Below are 14,139 nucleotides of genomic sequence, written 5' to 3' on the forward strand. Positions count from 1 at the left end.
GGTTCTAATTTGCCTGCGCGGAAAGTCACTGTTTATACTTCAATGCGAAAGAGGTACACATGGCGTCGATTTTTACGAAAATTATTAATGGTGAGCTACCAAGCTACAAAATTTATGAAGATGACCAAATCATTTCTATCTTGGCATTGGATCAAGTGAACTTGGGTCACTGCTTAGTGATCTGCAAAGAAGAAGTGAATCATTGGACGGAAGTTCCTGCAGATACTTATGCGCATCTACATAAAGTTTCGCAGAAAATCGGCAAGGCGATTTTGAAAGCGGCGGGATCACCGCGTGTGGGACAAATGGTTGCGGGCTTCGAAGTTCCTCACTATCACTTGCACTTGATTCCTGCGTGGTCGATTCCAGATCTTGATTTCAAAAAAGCGACTCGTCGTTCTGAAGCCGAGATGAAACAAATCCAAGCTGAGATCATCAAACACTTGCCCCAGCATTTGGAAGGCAAATAGTGTCTGAACCTAAATCTCCGGTCGTGAATGGCATCTATCAGCACTACAAGGGCAAAATGTATCGTGTGATCGGTGTTGGAAAACACAGTGAAACACTTGAAGACGTCGTTTTGTATGAAGCTTTGTATGAAAATGTCTTGGGCCGCTTGTGGAGTCGTCCGCTGGGCATGTGGTCAGAACTAGTCGAAGTAAACGGCGAAAAAGTTCCGCGCTTTAAATTCTTATTTCCGTAAAAAAGAACGGACTTACTCTTAAAAAGTAAGTCCGTTTTTGCATTACTTGTGAAGCTTACATTGAGCTTCAACCAAGATTTCTCTTTTCCAAATTGTATTCGTCACATCGTCTTCAAGATTGCGCAAAGTCGCATCTGCATACGAGCGAACCGTGGCATCAATATCGTAAATTTCCATTGAATAGCGGCTGTTCACTGTGTGATTCAAAAGAACTTTGTAGCCTTCGAATTCACCGACTTCAATTTTCTGACCTTCTGGTGACGCCAAAATAAAGTCATAACGAATTTCTCCGTTCACTTTTACGACACACGATACTTCATTATTTTGTGCAGAAGCCGCTAACGAAAATAACAACACTGCGATCATTCCAAAAACTTTCATACAGATCCCCCTCATCCAAAAAGCGTGGCATTCGCTGGCCAGACTGTCCATGTTGCGAGGGCTTTTTGCGTGGCTAAAGACACCGAAATGTACCAGGAATTTTCATCTCTAGACCTGCCTGCTGGGGTGGAGTTTTATGTAAGAATTCCACAGCTTAGGCGGGTGTTATCAATACGCTTTCAACTAGCTTACAAGGCCTTCTCAACAAAGGTGAATACGCCCAGGAAATTTGTCTTTTCCATAGGGCCCCTCTACAACGGCCTTCCATGGAGATCCGAGTTTAATGAAGAGTCTAATTGCCCTATTTTTATGCATGTCCTCCTACGCTGTTGCCCAAGAGTCGGCACCTGCGTCTGTTATCAAATCTACTGACGTAACAGTTGAAACAAAGAACGATGAAGCGACGAAGCCACAACAAAATGTGACTCCGGAAGAAGCTTCTAAAAATCTTCCTGAAGCAACAATGGCGACGAAAGTGGAAGATGCAAAACCAAAGCGTGAATATCCTTATTTCAGCTTGGTTTCTTATGGTTACTTCATCTTCAACCAAGGCGAGACTTTTAAAACAAATACTCCGACAGATCCGAACTACAATAAACCTTACGTAAAGCGTTCGATTGATCTTGCAGCGATCGCGTTTGAAGGTTCGTACATCATGTCAAATTCCTCTTTGATCGAATTCGAAGTCGAACTTGAACACGGTGGTACTGGTACGGCGATGGAATTTGACCCGTTCGAAGAATTCGGTGAGTTTGAAACCGAAGTTGAAAAGGGTGGTGAAGTTGTCCTTCCTGAATTCGTGTACATCAAGAACTTCAAATCAACAGACACATTGTTGAAAGTTGGTAAATTCCCATTGTTCATCTCTTTGGGCACGACATTGGAAAAACCACGTCGTTATCCAACAGTTCTTGCTTCAGGTGTTGAAGCATACATGATTCCGCCAGAGTGGAATGAAACAGGTGTGCAAGTTGAACAAAAATTTTGGGACTTCACAGGCCGTGTAGGTTTGGTTTCTGGTTTGAACTCTGAGTTCTTCCGTTCTTACTCTTGGATTGGCGGCGGTTACCAACGTCAATTCGAAACGATCAATGCTGATGACCTAGCAACTGTTGCAAGCATCGAATACGGCTCGATCAAAAAAGGCACGGGCCTTGCGCTTGCGTACTACACTGGTAATACGACAGACAACCGTTGGAAGAAAGACAAGCTGACTGTTGATTCCAACATTGAACTTTGGTCACTTCTTTTAAATTACAAACTGGGTCGTTTCGGCTTCCAAGGTGAAGCGATGACGGGTACTTTGGAAAACTCTGAAGCTATCGTTAAAGCCAATGCAACTTTGGGTGGTTTGGCAAAACCAAAATCATTCGTGGCATTGGGTTCGAAAGCGGTTTTGCAAAGCTTGCTTGTATCTTATGACTTCTCTGATGAATTCGTAGCATACGTTCAGGCAGAACACGTAGATACTTTCGCTGACACGGAAGGTACTGTTCAAAAGCTTCCTCGTTACGACATTGCTAAAAAATCTTTGGGATTCATGTGGGCGTTCGATAAAGGCGCATTCATGAAGGCTCAATACACGCGCCAAAAAACTCAACTTGATGATCTTCCAGAGACTTATCAAGCGAGCCTGGCGCTTGGCTTCGACATCGCGAAATTTAATTAGTTTATTTTTTATTAATAACCAAACAGGAGATTCGAATGAACGCTCTTAAAATGATGTTTGCAGCACTGACAATGGTTGTTGGTGTAAATGCAAAAGCAGCAACGAACGCAGAAATTATCAAGCACGTTAGCTACAACGTAATCATGAAAACGTACACTGACCTAGCGGACGCAACTGCAAACTTGAAAGTCGCAGTAGCAAACTTCGCAGCAAACCCAACAGAAGAAAACTTGGCGTTGGCACAACAACAATGGCGCTACACGCGTGTTCCTTGGGAAGCTTCAGAAGCTTTCTTGTTCGGTCCCGTAGATGCTTTGGGTATCGATCCTATGTTGGACACTTGGCCATTGAACCGTTCAGATCTTGATGGCGTTTTGGCTGGTAAATCAAACATCACTGTTGATTTGATCCACACATTGGGTACGAACCTTCAAGGTTTCCACACGATCGAATATCTTTTGTTCGGTAACGGTGTGAACTCAAACACAAAACCAGTTTCTGCTTTCACATCTCGTCAATTTGACTACTTGAAAGCAACTTCAACTGTATTGGCAGAGCACGCAGCGGCTTTGGCTTACGCTTGGACAACAAACTACGATCCAGAAAATCCAGGTGCTCCAGGTTACGTGACTGTTATCAGCCAACCAAACTGGAACAACCAATACTACTCATCTGAAGGTGCAGTATTGGAAGAGCTTATCAAAGGTATGATGGGCATCGCTGACGAAGTAGCAAACGGTAAAATCGCTGACCCAATGGGCGGTGACATTGGTTCTGCAAACATGGCGCTTGTTGAGTCTCCATTCTCTTGGAACTCTATCAACGACTTCAAAATGAACATCCGTTCAATCTATTCAGTTTACACTGGTACTTACGGCACTGTTAAAGGCCCTGGCGTTCAAGCGTTGGTTGCTCGTTACAACCCAACATTGGCTGCTAAAATCGAAGCTGACATCGTGAACTGCATCAACTTGATCGAAGCAATCCGTCCAGCTGGCGGTGGCGATTTCGGCCAAGCGATCTTCACAGCAGACGGTCGTGCACGTACTCAAAAAGCGATTGAAGCATTGAATGCTCTTCACGCAACTCTTGAACAACAAGTTCTTCCATTGGCGGACAAATAATATGAAAAATTCGATTCTTCTTTTTGCAGTATCAATGATCATGACAGGAGCAGCTTCGGCTGCTTCCGATATCAACATGGACTATGTGCGCGCGATCAAATCTGGTGGCGACACAACTGTATTCATTAAAGGAGAATCGATTCAAGCTTACCGCAATCCAGCGGCTAACTTGACTGAAGAGCAAATTCGCCAGCATTTGACTGGCGACATGCTTTTCGAAAGAAACTTTTCTGATGATCCAACTCGTTTCGATCACGGATTAGGCCCTGTATACAACAACACAAACTGCAATGCTTGCCACTCTAAAGATGGCCGTGGTGCTTTGCCAGTTGTACCCGTTGGCGCAGAGTGGGTTCCACTTAAACAGAACGAAGCTGTTTTCCTTCGTATTAGTATCGAAGATGGTTTGAATCATCCTAAGACGAAAGAAAATAACTGGGGCGCACCAGTCCCTGTTCCTGGTTTCTCGGACCAATTATTCCATTTGGGCTCATGGGGAGTTCGTGAAGATCTTCCTAGCCAAGGCCAAGCTCAAGTATGGATGAAATACGAAAAAACTAACTTCACTTATCCAGATGGCAAAGTTGTAGAACTTCGTAAACCGTTGTTCAAAGTAACTGGCGCCTACGATGAATACTTTGACTCTGTCACAGGTCAAACTCGCAGCCGCCTTTATGAAAAAGACGTGAAAATGGGTCCTCGTATGGGCACACCAATGATCGGTTTGGGTTTGCTTGAAGCGATCAAAGAATCTGACATCTTGGCATTGGCCGCTCGTGATTTGTCTGCTGAAGGCGTTCACGGTCAACCGAACTACGTTTTTGATATTCAAAAATCAATGGCGGGCGACGCGTATCCAGTTTCAATGGGTCGCTTTGGTTTGAAAAACAACACGCCGTCAGTATTCCATCAATCTTTGGGCGCACTTCGTGGCGACATCGGTGTAACGAACTACGCATTCCCACAAGAAAGCATCTTCGGTACAAACTTGTGGAAACAATACGAAGCGAATCACGGTCCAGTGCCAACGGCAATCGAAGCCTCAAACCAAGTGGCTGATGATCTAGTATTCTATTCACAAACATTGGCAGTTCCATCACGTCGTAACGTCGATGAACCAACTGTTGTTCGTGGCGCAGAAGTTTTCCACCAAGTAAACTGCACAAGCTGCCATCAACCAAGCTACACAACAGGTCCCCACACAATTCCTGCGTTAGCGAATCAAAAAATCTACCCATACACAGACATGCTTTTGCATGACATGGGCGATGGCTTGGCAGACGGCAGAAAAGACTTCGATGCTTCTGGCAAACAATGGAAAACAAGAGCATTGTGGGGCATCGGCCAATCACAAACAGTCAACCCACGCGGTGGCTTCTTGCATGATGGACGTGCACGCACGTTCGAAGAAGCAATCCTATGGCACGGCGGCGAAGCACAATACTCAAAAGACAAATTCGTTAATCTTCCAGCCGAAGACCGCCAAGCATTGTTGGCTTTCATCAAGTCACTTTAATTCTTACTTCGGGCGACGCTTGAAAGCGGCTTAGGACTTTTTGAAGTCTAACCGCTTCGGTGGCACGCCATCCGGGCTCAATCGTCGCGGAAGCTTCGCTTCCGTTCGCGCCATCGTGGCGCCGACGAAGGCCACCTTCGGGTCAGACTCCAAAAAGCCCTAAGCCACTTTCAGTGTGCAAATTAAAATAAAGTGTCTCGCTGAATGCCAGCAATGAGACAGTTCCAGCAAAAAAGAGCTCGGGATTTTTTGAGTACTGGGATGCTTCTTGTTGTGTGTGTCCGAGCACTCAACTTTCAAACTACATCCAACAAACAAATTTTTCCGATTCTTTCTTCACAATCTTTCTGTGAACTCATTGGCCACGTTTCATTTTCAAACAATCCTTCACGCAAAATCCTGTCATTAGTGTATCTAGCAAAATTTTTTCTGTTTTAGGAGGAACCCCCTATGCGGAACGGCCTTCGTCGGCGCCACGATGGCGCGAACCGAACCGAAGCGAAGCTTCGGCGACGATTGAGCCCGGACGGCGTGCCGAGAAGCAAAGGGGGTTCCTCCTAAAATAGAAAAAATCCCCGCTTGAAACACGAACCGAAAGACAGGAAACCCGCTCTGGTAAAGGATTTGAAAGAAAATGAAACGAGACCAAAGAATAAACATAGAAAGAAAAGTGGAGAAAAGTCGAAGGACTATTGTAGGATTAGGGAAAGCTTCTATTGGGGCTGGGAAGGGGGTGGTGCTTATGGTTAATTATAATAACTGTGACATAACCAAGGCGGAGGTGGCGGCTTCTTAGCCGACATGACCTTCGCCTAGGATTCTGAAAAGAATCAGTGTTACATAAGGCCACGCGATGAGCACCGGAAACGGATCCAGTCGAGTGGCCTTTCTATTTAGGGCAAATGAAGCTTCACTCATAAAAATCTAGTCTTTTTTGTAATACTAAGAACCTCTCTTAAATCACTGAAATTCCGATAAATTCTTGAACCGCTAGTGGTCAACGCTTCAAGGATTTTATGTCAGACGAGCAAAATCAAAACTCTCCATCACAGCTCGATGAGATGTTTGTGATCGACTTTGAACAAGTCGAACAGGTGTCTGCTGCGTTCTTTGAAGAATCCAAAGAGATCCTCGAGACTCTTGAAGAGCAAATTCTTAAGCTCGAAGAAACTCCCGATGACATGGATCAAATCAATTTGGTGTTCAGGAAAGTTCATACGCTGAAAGGCAGTGTGGGCGCAGTTCCTGGTGGACAATTGTTTGGTTCGTTATCGCATGAATTCGAAGCTTTACTAAACCGAATTAAGCAAGAATACAAAACGGTTACGCGTGAAGCGATTGATTTGTTTTTACAAAGTTCACGTTTACTAAAAATCCTAGCAGAAGCGCTTCGTGAAAAACGCGAAGTGTATCCGGAAGAGCTCAGCGAAGCGATCGAAACGATCACTCGTTATGGTGCTTTTCAGTTCTCGGGTCAAAAAGCGATGCCGCGCAAATCTTCGACGCCAAAACGTGTCGTCAACTCAGAAGACGAGCAAGGCGTGTGGTTGTCGATGAAGCAATTGAACGAGATGTTAAAAATCTCGGGCGAGCTTTTGGTTCTTAAAAACTTCTTCAATATGATGAATCAGACTGTGAACTTCCGTGCGCAGCCTGATTTGTTTGAACGTCGTCAAAGCGATTTTTCTCATAATTTGACGAAGATTTGCGACCAATTTCAGTCACAAATCCAAAGCGTTCGTAAAGAAAAAGCGGAAGAAAGTTTTCAAGGTATTACGCTGCTTGTTCGTCAAGCAGCAACCGAGCTTAATAAACAAGTTCAATTCGACATGTACGGAATGGATTTGTTAATTGATAAGGCTTTGGGGAAAGACCTTTCCGATTGTGTTGTGCATTTAGCACGTAACTCGATCGATCACGGTATCGAAGATCAATTCGAAAGAACGGTAGAGGGCAAACCTTCCATCGGTCAATTAAGTCTAGAGATCTCTGAAAAGAACGGTCTGATTAATTTAATTTTTAAAGACGACGGTGCTGGTCTGAATAAAGACCGTATTCTTGCGCGCGCTTTATCAACAGGTCTTGTGACTGAAGAAGAAGTACCGCAATTAAGCGATGATCAAATCTATCGTTTTATTTTCAATGCGGGCTTTTCAACGAAAGAAAAAATCACAACGATCTCGGGTCGTGGTGTCGGTATGGACGTCGTGCAAAACGTTGTCGATGCGTATGCGGGACAGATCTATATCGAGACAGAGCTCGGCAAAGGAACGACGTTCCGAATCGAGTTGCCAGTTCCACAGCACATCATGGTGGAATCAGCATTGTTATGCTCGTGGGGAGATTATCAGATGGCCGTGCCACTGATGGCGGTATCGCACATTACTTCGTGTGAGCAATTGCAGATCACGACTGTGAATCACTTGCGTTATTGTCAATTCAGCGGCTTGACGGTGCCATTATTGAATTACCATGAAATGCTTAATATGAGCGTGGCTGAAGCCGAAGAAAAAGTAAAACGTTCGTCGGCTGTGTTTATTCGAACGAAAGATGCGACGTTTGCATTGTTAGTCGATAAGATTGACGGGCAGACAGACCTTGTTGTGAAAAGCTTTGGTAAGATTCTGGGTTCGCAAAAAGGCTTTAAAGGGATTTCGATCCTGGCAGATGAAAAAGTGGCTTACATTGTTGATCCAGATTTGTTATTTGCAGTCATTGCGAAACCTTCTTCGCTTGAACAGGAGGCCGCATGAGCGACTTCTTTGGTGATGATTTTACGGCCGAGCTGAAAGGCTATTATCTAGATAGCCTTTCGCAAGAGCTCGATAAATTCGTCGATTTACTTGATGAATCAACTTGGAACCGTATTCGTGCGGAAATTCGTGACGCCACAAAGACGTGGATTGTCGATGCCAAAAGTAATGAGTTCGAATTTCTGTCGAACTGGTTTCAAACATTCTCTGAAAAATTAGATCAATTTGCTGGTCCTGCGGACCTGATTCCAGCATTGCGTTTGGCGAATAAATACGTCGAGCAATTGATGGACACTAAAAAAGATTCTCCTGAAATCGCTGCGCAGTTTACTCTGACAGTCGAACAACAGGGCGAGAGTCTTTATCTTCATTGTAAAGTATCAGATCAAGAATTCGTGATTCCTATTAAGAACGTTGTCGAAGTAATTCCTGCTTTGCCGTTGTTTCCGTTGCCGCAAAAGAAGTCAGGCCTGTTGGGTGTGATTCCATTCCGTGGTGATGCTATTCCTGTATTCAGTTTGCAGGACTATGGGTTCAATAAGAATGAAACCAACGATTTCTTTTATGTGATTTGTGATTACGAAGGCACGCGCTTCTCGTTACAAGTGACAGAGACTGAAGAACTTATCAGTCTTCGCAATAAAGAATTGCAAAGTATCGAAGCGAACCCTGTGATGATTTCGGTTCCCTTTATTCGAAACTTCTTCGTCAAAGATCAACGCAGCGTAATGGTCCTAGATATTGAAAGATTGGTGGCGGCGTGAATTCGCACTATTTATTCCCTGGTAAGATGGCAGCTTTTAAAGAAGAGACCATCATTTCAACTCTGCTTGGTTCTTGTGTTGCAGTTGCGATTCATGATCCGACAACTCACATCGGTGGTTTAAATCACTACTTGCTTCCAGATGGTTTACCGAATGAGTCTTTGAATACGCGTTATGGATCGTTTGCTATTCCAGCGTTGATTGATGAATGTGTGCGCTTAGGTGCAAATCGCAGTCGTCTTCAGGCCAAAATCTATGGCGGTGCCAATGTTATCGCCGTGTCATCGTTGGGTGACGGTATCGGCAAACGTAATATTGAAGTGGCTGAAACTATTTTGAAGCAAATGAATATCCCGATCATCGAAAAGAACGTTGCGGGAGAACACGCGCGCACGATTAAGCTGAATACTGCAAACTTCGACATCCTTCACAACTCTTCAGGCGGTGGCGCTGGCGAAACGTCAAAACAACCCGTCGACGTGTCGGGATTTAAGCCATTGGCCATCGCTAAGAATGTGAAAGTTCTGGTGGTTGATGACTCGGCGACAGTTCGTACGTTGTTTACGAACATCTTCACGAAGAGTGGCCTTGAGGTTGTCGGTGCAGCAGCAGACGCTTATCAAGCACGTGAACTAATTTTAAATAAAAAACCAGACGTGATGACTTTGGATATCGAGATGCCAAAGATGTCTGGTGTGATGTTCCTTGAAAAAATCATGAAGCATCATCCAATTCCGGTGGTGATGGTTTCTTCACTGGCAAGTACGGGTGATGCGGCAATGAAAGCCCTTGAATTGGGTGCAGTTGAATTCGTTCATAAGCCTTCGCAGTTCGATCCAGCGGTCTTGAAAGATCTAGCAAGTATGCTTGTTGATAAAGTACGTGCTGCGGCCTCTGTGAATGTATTGAAGAAGTTAAAAGAAGCTCCTCCTGTAAGTGATATCAGACCAACATTGTCATCTTCGCCGGTTGTAAAACGTGCGGCGGAATTGAAAGTTGTTGTGGTTGGTGGCAATGCCGGAAGTGCTGACTCTTTAGAAAGATTTATCAAAGGTTTGGCTGCCGATACTCCGCCAGTGGTTGTGTCATGCAGTACAGTTGCGAACTTCGTGACGGCATATATCGGTAAATTAAAAACAGCATCGAAAGTGACTCCTGTCGTTGCAAAAGACGGCGAGTTTTTAAGAATGGGTCACGTTTATTTCATCCCGGCAGAGCACCATGGTCGTATTGCTCCAGGTCCTCAAGGCCCCGTATTGAAATTGGCGAAAGGTGCGCCGGTGGCGTCGCAACTTCCTTCTAGTAACGTTTTATTCCAGTCGGCAGCGGCTTCCTTCAATAAAGGTGTGTTCGCAGTCCTCTTGGGTGGATTCGGCTCAGATGGCGTGGATGGTTTGACGGACGTGCAAAAGCTTGGTGGAGCTACTGTTGTGCAGCATCCTGATGAGGCGCAGTTCCCTTATGGCCCACAAAAAGCGATTGAACTCGGTGTGGCGGATGAGGTACTAAAAGCTGATGCGCTTTCAGGCTATCTGATGCAATATCGAAATCAGAACTTGTATTAATCTTCTCTGGCACGTCGGAGAAGAACCGACGTAAGCTCGAGGAAGAAAAGTACTTTGGAAATTCTTAACTTTATCGGGGGCGAATTTGTCGCCTCTGACAGTAAAAAATCTTTCAGCAAAAAATCTCCATTTGATGGCAGCGCTCTTGCGCAGGTCACTGAATCCGATGCGATGGATGTCATTAAGTCCTTGCAGGCAGCCAAAAAAGTTTTGCCCCAAGTGGAAGCGTTGTCGGTCATAGAGCGCGCAAAAGTTCTTTCTGATCTTGCAGACTATCTAGAGTCGAAAAAATCCGATATCGCTCGTTTGGAAGCTCTTCATCAAGGTTTGCCAAAAAGTTTTGTTCTAAAAAATTCTGTAGAAGTAGCAATTGCTCATCTGCGTGCGACGTCTGAAAGATTGTTGCAGCCATTGCCGTCGGGCTTTGAAGTTTACGCGACGGGTATCATCGGTGTGATTACTTCCTGGTGTTTGTCATTGCGTTTGATCACCGAGCGTTTGGCACCAGCGATGGCAGCAGGCAATGTAGTGATTGTAAAAGTATCAGAGCATTCGCCGATCACAGCAGTTGTTTTAGGTGAAGCACTGAAAGCGGTAAATGCACCTGCGGGCTGGGTGCAATTCATTCAAGGTAAGGCTGACGTCGCACAAATCGTTGCCGGTCATCCAAGCATTCGTGCCGTGACAGCGGTAGGTCGCAATTCGACGATGGAAGCCGTTGCGAAAGCAGGTCTTACGCAATTTAAAAAATTACAGTTAAGTGCTGGCGCAAAAAATGGTGCGGCGGTTTTGTCTGATTTTGATTATGCGACTCGAATGCCTGAAGTCATGCGTTCGTTCATGATCGGCCAAGGACAAATGTGTTGGAACACTTCACGTTTATTTTTGATCGAATCTTTTCATAAAGAATTCAACGAAGCTTTGCACGCCTACATGCAAACTTTGGAACCGCTGCAATCTCCTGATGGCGAATCGGTGTGGACACCACTTATCAGCGAGGAACGTGCGCAGCTTTTAGCGGAACGTACAAGCTTCGGTGTTTCGGAGCACGGTAAAGTTATCTGGGGTCAGCAAAAGTTGGATCTTCCGGGAAATTTTGTGAAGCCAACATGGATGCTTGATCTGCCAAATTGTTCGGTCATGCAACAAGATGAACTTCATGCGCCTCTGTTTTTAATCACTTCGGTGAAGTATCAACATGAAATTTTGAAGTGGGCGAATACATCTTACTTAGGACACTCTGCCGTACTTTGGGGTGGTGCAGAGAAAGTTCAAAAAGTTGCGACGAAGCTTGAGTGCGCTCACGTGTTTGAAAACTCGTGGATGAACGGTGAAAGCAACATAATTTTTGGTCACAAACAATCAAGCTTTGGAAATCTAGAAATGGATTGGAAAAGTTCGTTCTATTCTGACGGCAAGAAGTTGACGGGCATCTAAAAGCGTCAACCTTCTGACAATTTTCACCGTCGGAACTTTGACAAAAGCTAGTTCAAAATATGCGTTTTCGCCCGAGTTTTGACATCACAATGAGTGCAAAACGCTTCTTCTTTTACTTCATCAGCATCACGATCTGTGATGTGTTTTAGTTCCAGTACAGTGCCGCAAAGTATGCAATTGTTTTGGGAAATTATAAACTCGCGGTATTTTGGAGTGTCGGATTTTTCGAAGTAGTTGATCTTGCTGTAGTCCATTTTCTCATCCTTGAGTTGCTTTATCTAAACGTCCTGTAAAGAAAGCAAAATAGAGTCACTGCAAAACCTGTTCACAGGCGAAAGTCCGGACGCCGGACGCGTCATTCGATTAATGCCAATTCGATCAGGAAACCATTTTGAAAAGCTCCCTCGCGCTATCAAAGGAGCAAATATGCAATCCCCAAAATTATTCTTCACGATTTTATCTCTATCGATCCTCTGCAACGCCTGCGTAGAAATCCGCGACAACAAAAAGGCAGAGACCCCGCCTCCACAGATTAAAGAAGAAGTTTATGACTCTCTTACAATCAGCGAGCGCATGTACTTCTTCAATGGCAAGATCTTGGATGAAAAGTCTTACCTTCAGGAGCAAAAAGAACTTTTCGAAGCAAAAGCTCAGCCGATCAAAGAGCTTAAACTTCGTTTGCAAACACTAACTATTGAAAAAGGTGGTGTTCTTATTGTCGGAGACAACTGGTTACATATTCAAACGAACGAATTCATTTCTGAGAGCGGCGAAATTACTACTTTTCCAGCAGAACAAACAGCATCCGATCAGCGAGATGGTAGAAATGGTGGATTAATATTTGTTGAAACAAACTCTGCGATAGGAACATTGTTGGTAACTTTACGTGGGGAAAATGGTGGCAAAGGAGCCCGGGGTGCTAATCCGGGACCGGAATTGAATGGTAAAGATAACTATACCCAAGGCAAACCCGGCGACAGTTTCAATGGAGTTTCCGGTTGTAAAAGTGGCGGACCAGGAGGTGCAGGTGAACCCGGCAAGCAAGGTTATCAGGGCGGCACGGGCATGAAAGGTGGAAATACGGGAGCCTTTCAAATTAAGATGAATGAGGATAAAGGCTTCTTTCCTGTCATAAATAAGTTTGCAGGAAAAGGAGGCATTGGTGGTGACGGTGGCGGCGGTGGCCAAGGTGGTTTGAACGGTCCCAAAGGACATGACGGTTGTGCAAATTTGAGTATGGGTGGTCCTTCAAGAGCGAGTTCTGGCGAACAAGGAAATCCAGGCAACCCAGGTCAAGCCGGTGAGAAGCAAGAGTTCTGTCAGATCATAGGTGATAAAAGGTCATGTAATTAAATTTTATGTGGAATTAAAAAGGGCGGTCGAGGGATCGCCCTTTGTTTTTGCCACCGTAGTACAAAGTTAATAAAATCATCTGGTCAACGTGGAGGAAATCATATGCTGCGACTGAGTTTATTTCTTATTCTGATTTCTGTAGTTTCTTGTGCAACGAAAGCTCCTGAACAAAGACCACCACCAGAAGTTGTGGGTCTTGTGTCATTGTTCGATGATCAATTGCTGATCTCTTCGACGGGCAAATTCAAAGATATTAAAGTTGATACCAAAGCATGGGATATCAATAACCAATTTATCAGCGAGTACGATAACCAACTTAAAACTTTCTACCGCAATAGCATTCGTATCAATCTCGACGCAAAAACTGTGAAAGATCTGATCGCTGAAGCACGCGGGTTAAAAGACATTTACCTTGGTGATCGTTGGCAGATTCTTGTGCAATATGTGCTGACACAAGCGCAGCAACAAGGTGCTAAGCACGTGATCATGGTGCACCCAATCTCTAACAACGGATTTAAAAACTACCGCGCTGGTTACGGTGTGTACTGTGCTCAGAACTTAAGTAAAACGAACGAGTCAGTTGCATACTTCCTAATGCGCGCTGAGCTTTGGAATGTAGAAACGAAAAAGATCGAGGCGACTTCAACAGTGACGCCAGATCAATCCTCAGTGCCACTTATGAAAAACTGCGCAGCCCTGACAAAACTTAAAGCCGATAAATTAAATGAAGAGTTGCAGCCCGTATTCACGGAACTTGTCAAACGCGCAACAGATATGAATCTTCAGGGAATCGGTATTAAAAACGCTCTTCAATAAAAAGAAAGAGCCCAAAAAAGAAAAGGCGCCGCAAAGGGCGCCTTTTTTATTTCTTCGG

At 44.6% G+C, this 14,139-nt stretch carries 13 protein-coding genes; 11 read left to right on the top strand and 2 right to left on the bottom strand.

Features of this window, described 5'->3' with window-relative positions; all coding sequences use genetic code 11:
• The first annotated feature begins 59 nt into the window (after positions 1–59).
• The gene (locus DOE51_RS02845; protein WP_142695080.1) at positions 60–470 is read left to right on the top strand and encodes an HIT family protein; all 411 of its coding nucleotides are present in this window, start codon (positions 60–62) and stop codon (positions 468–470) included.
• Complete coding sequence (locus tag DOE51_RS02850) at positions 470–703, top strand: DUF1653 domain-containing protein (RefSeq protein WP_246845297.1); 234 nt, start codon at positions 470–472, stop codon at positions 701–703. Before DOE51_RS02845 ends, DOE51_RS02850 begins: the two co-directional genes overlap by 1 nt.
• Before the next feature lie 42 nt (positions 704–745).
• On the opposite strand, the gene DOE51_RS02855 is transcribed toward DOE51_RS02850, so the two are convergent.
• Positions 746–1,084, bottom strand: coding sequence for a hypothetical protein (locus DOE51_RS02855; protein ID WP_142695081.1), 339 nt, complete (start codon positions 1,082–1,084; stop codon positions 746–748).
• A 313-nt stretch (positions 1,085–1,397) separates the two neighbouring features.
• Here DOE51_RS02855 and DOE51_RS02860 point away from each other — a divergent pair, with 313 nt between their 5' ends.
• The 7 genes from DOE51_RS02860 (at position 1,398) to DOE51_RS02890 (ending at position 11,912) form a co-directional block, all read left to right on the top strand.
• On the top strand, positions 1,398–2,753 hold the full coding sequence (locus tag DOE51_RS02860) for a hypothetical protein (protein WP_246845299.1): 1,356 nt from the start codon (positions 1,398–1,400) through the stop codon (positions 2,751–2,753).
• A gap of 35 nt (positions 2,754–2,788) precedes the next feature.
• The gene (locus DOE51_RS02865) at positions 2,789–3,877 is read left to right on the top strand and encodes an imelysin family protein (protein WP_142695083.1); all 1,089 of its coding nucleotides are present in this window, start codon (positions 2,789–2,791) and stop codon (positions 3,875–3,877) included.
• A 1-nt stretch (position 3,878) separates the two neighbouring features.
• Positions 3,879–5,393, top strand: coding sequence for a di-heme oxidoredictase family protein (locus DOE51_RS02870; protein WP_142695084.1), 1,515 nt, complete (start codon positions 3,879–3,881; stop codon positions 5,391–5,393).
• A gap of 1,016 nt (positions 5,394–6,409) precedes the next feature.
• Positions 6,410–8,146, top strand: a complete 1,737-nt coding sequence (locus DOE51_RS02875; RefSeq protein WP_142695085.1) for a chemotaxis protein CheA — start codon at positions 6,410–6,412, stop codon at positions 8,144–8,146.
• Positions 8,143–8,910 carry a chemotaxis protein CheW gene (locus DOE51_RS02880; RefSeq protein WP_142695086.1) on the top strand — a complete coding sequence of 256 codons (768 nt, stop codon included), beginning with the start codon at positions 8,143–8,145 and terminating at the stop codon, positions 8,908–8,910. The genes DOE51_RS02875 and DOE51_RS02880 overlap by 4 nt, the downstream gene beginning before the upstream one ends.
• A 26-nt stretch (positions 8,911–8,936) precedes the next feature.
• Positions 8,937–10,475: a chemotaxis protein CheB gene (locus DOE51_RS02885; RefSeq protein WP_246845300.1), complete on the top strand. Its 1,539-nt coding sequence runs from the start codon at positions 8,937–8,939 to the stop codon at positions 10,473–10,475.
• 54 nt (positions 10,476–10,529) lie between these two features.
• Positions 10,530–11,912, top strand: a complete 1,383-nt coding sequence (locus DOE51_RS02890) for an aldehyde dehydrogenase family protein (RefSeq protein WP_142695088.1) — start codon at positions 10,530–10,532, stop codon at positions 11,910–11,912.
• Between the two features lie 47 nt (positions 11,913–11,959).
• Here the strand turns inward: DOE51_RS02890 and DOE51_RS02895 are convergent, their stop codons facing one another.
• On the bottom strand, positions 11,960–12,166 hold the full coding sequence (locus DOE51_RS02895) for a hypothetical protein (RefSeq protein ID WP_142695089.1): 207 nt from the start codon (positions 12,164–12,166) through the stop codon (positions 11,960–11,962).
• Between the two features lie 172 nt (positions 12,167–12,338).
• Here DOE51_RS02895 and DOE51_RS02900 point away from each other — a divergent pair, with 172 nt between their 5' ends.
• Together DOE51_RS02900 and DOE51_RS02905 are read left to right on the top strand one after the other, a co-directional pair.
• A complete protein-coding gene (locus tag DOE51_RS02900; protein WP_142695090.1) occupies positions 12,339–13,265 on the top strand; it encodes a hypothetical protein in 927 nt (308 codons plus the stop codon).
• A 102-nt stretch (positions 13,266–13,367) separates the two neighbouring features.
• On the top strand, positions 13,368–14,081 hold the full coding sequence (locus DOE51_RS02905) for a hypothetical protein (RefSeq protein ID WP_142695091.1): 714 nt from the start codon (positions 13,368–13,370) through the stop codon (positions 14,079–14,081).
• The last annotated feature ends 58 nt before the right edge of the window (positions 14,082–14,139 follow it).

It is taken from the genome of Bdellovibrio sp. NC01 (assembly GCF_006874625.1).
GTDB lineage: Bacteria > Bdellovibrionota > Bdellovibrionia > Bdellovibrionales > Bdellovibrionaceae > Bdellovibrio.